We start from the raw sequence: 1,888 nt of genomic DNA on the forward strand, positions 1-1,888 counted from the left end.
GTCGTGACCGTCCAGGGAGCCGACGTCGGCGACGTCGAGGCGGACGGGGCGGCCGAAGGACGGCAGGAGGCGGGCCGCGGCACCGGACTTGCCGGCATCGGCACCGGCCCGGGCTCCGGCGGCACCGGCCTGCTGCGGCGAGACCAGGCCGAGCCCTCCGCCCGCCAGGGCCGCGCCGCCTGCTTGCAGGAGGATTCTTCGTGACACCATCGACGATCACTGCTCCTCAACGCTGGCCGGCCGGAACATCTGACATCGTTGTCAGTCGGTGAAGTTAAGCCGTGGGAAGGGGAGTTGTCCATGGGGCAGACAGGCCATTCTGGGGCCGGGGGTGTGCGCGAGCCGGACTGGGCTGTGGTCCGACGCGTGCCCCCGGACCGGATCGGTCGGGCGGTGCCGCTTAATCGGGTTGAGTGCGCAGATCAGCCCGTGCTACCTCTACCGGTGAGATCACCACCGATCTTCAACTGACCGAAGGGCTGGCCGACATGACGCTCGGAGACCTGGTGAGGCTGCGGCCGATGGATGCCTCGGACGCCGAGGCGCTGTGGCGCTGGAACCACGACCCCGACGTGATGCGCTGGATGGACGACGGCTACGCCCAGCCACTGGAGCAGGTGAGGAAGCGGCTGGAGGATCGCCCGTGCAATGCGTACGGCAACGTGCTCCTCGGCATCGAAGTGCGAACCGACGCACAGCTCATCGGGCTGGTCCGGCTGCGCGATGCCGAACCGGAGACGGGATGCGCCGAACTGGACATCTACCTCGGCGAGAAGGAGTACTGGGGGCAGGGCTACGCCACCGACGCCATGCGGACGGTCTGCCGCTACGGCTTCGAGAAGATGCGCCTGCACAAGATCGCTCTGACCGTCGTCACCGAGAACCACGCTGCTCACCACGTCTACCAGAAGGTCGGCTTCGTCGAGGAGGGCAGGCTGCGCCAGGTCTTCCGGCGCGACGGTCAGTGGTACGACGAGTTCACCATGGGCCTGCTGGAGGGTGAACTCCGCAGCTGACCCTGCCTCTGCGGTGGTGTCGTCGTCCCGCGGGCAGATGTCCCTGTTCACGGCCCGTACGTCAGGTCAGGTGCGGGGCGGCCGGGCGTCCAGGAAGCGGTGGAGGGATGCCGTCATGCTCGCCACGAAGGAGTCACGGGTCTGGTCGGGGACCAGGTCCAGCGACAGGTAGGGGTTCAGGTCCTCCAGCTCGACCAGGAGGAGTTCGCCTTCCCGCGTGCGGCAGGCGTCCACGCGCTGGATGCCGCAATCGAGCGTGTTCCAGTCGATGAAACGCCGGGCGAAAGCCAGGTCGGCGTCGGTGGGAACGTAGGGCTCAAGGACCCAGCGCCGCTCCGGATCGGGGGCGTGGAGGGCGTACTGGAAGGCGTCGTCGACGTAGTAGAAGGACACCTCGTAGCGGAAGTCGATGCGCGGCTGGACCAGGATGTCGCCGTAGGCGAGGGAGCCCAGTTGCTCGCGGGGCACGAAGGCCAGGCCGATGGAATCCGCACCCGCCTTCGGCTTCACCGCGTAGTGGCCGGCCTCGGGCAACAGGTGCAGGTCCCCGGGGTGGTCGATCGTGGGGATGACCGGATATCCGGCGGCGGTCAGGTCCAGCAGGTACCGCTTGCCCGCCATGTCGGCCCGGCCCGACAGCGGGTTGTAGACCTTGGTGCCGCGGGCCGTGGCCTGTTCCCGGAAGGCGTCGTAGTCCTGCTGATAGTGCAGCACGGGCCCGCTGTTGCGGACCGCAACCGCGTCGAAGGCATCCATCAGGGCGGCGGCATCCAGGGGATGGCACAAGGCTATGTCGAAGTCGTCGCGCAGCCGGGATGCCAGGAAGATATCCTCGTCGCAGTAGCGCCGCCCCTGTGCCTGGTAGGCGAGGT

At 68.1% G+C, this 1,888-nt stretch carries 3 protein-coding genes; 1 reads left to right on the plus strand and 2 read right to left on the minus strand.

Features of this window, described 5'->3' with window-relative positions; genetic code table 11:
* A partial coding sequence (locus ACQKIP_RS46355) for a hypothetical protein (protein ID WP_427745757.1) occupies positions 1 to 210 on the minus strand: 210 nt, incomplete at its 3' end.
* 278 nt (positions 211 to 488) lie between these two features.
* Here ACQKIP_RS46355 and ACQKIP_RS46360 point away from each other — a divergent pair.
* The gene (locus ACQKIP_RS46360) at positions 489 to 1,016 is read left to right on the plus strand and encodes a GNAT family N-acetyltransferase (RefSeq protein WP_365864960.1); all 528 of its coding nucleotides are present in this window, start codon (positions 489 to 491) and stop codon (positions 1,014 to 1,016) included.
* Positions 1,017 to 1,082: 66 nt separating this feature from the next.
* Here ACQKIP_RS46360 and ACQKIP_RS46365 read toward each other — a convergent pair.
* The coding region (locus ACQKIP_RS46365) for a hypothetical protein (protein WP_427745758.1) at positions 1,083 to 1,888 on the minus strand (806 nt) is incomplete at its 5' end.

Origin of the sequence: Streptomyces sp. NPDC059900, assembly GCF_050270335.1 — a bacterium.
GTDB lineage: Bacteria > Actinomycetota > Actinomycetes > Streptomycetales > Streptomycetaceae > Streptomyces.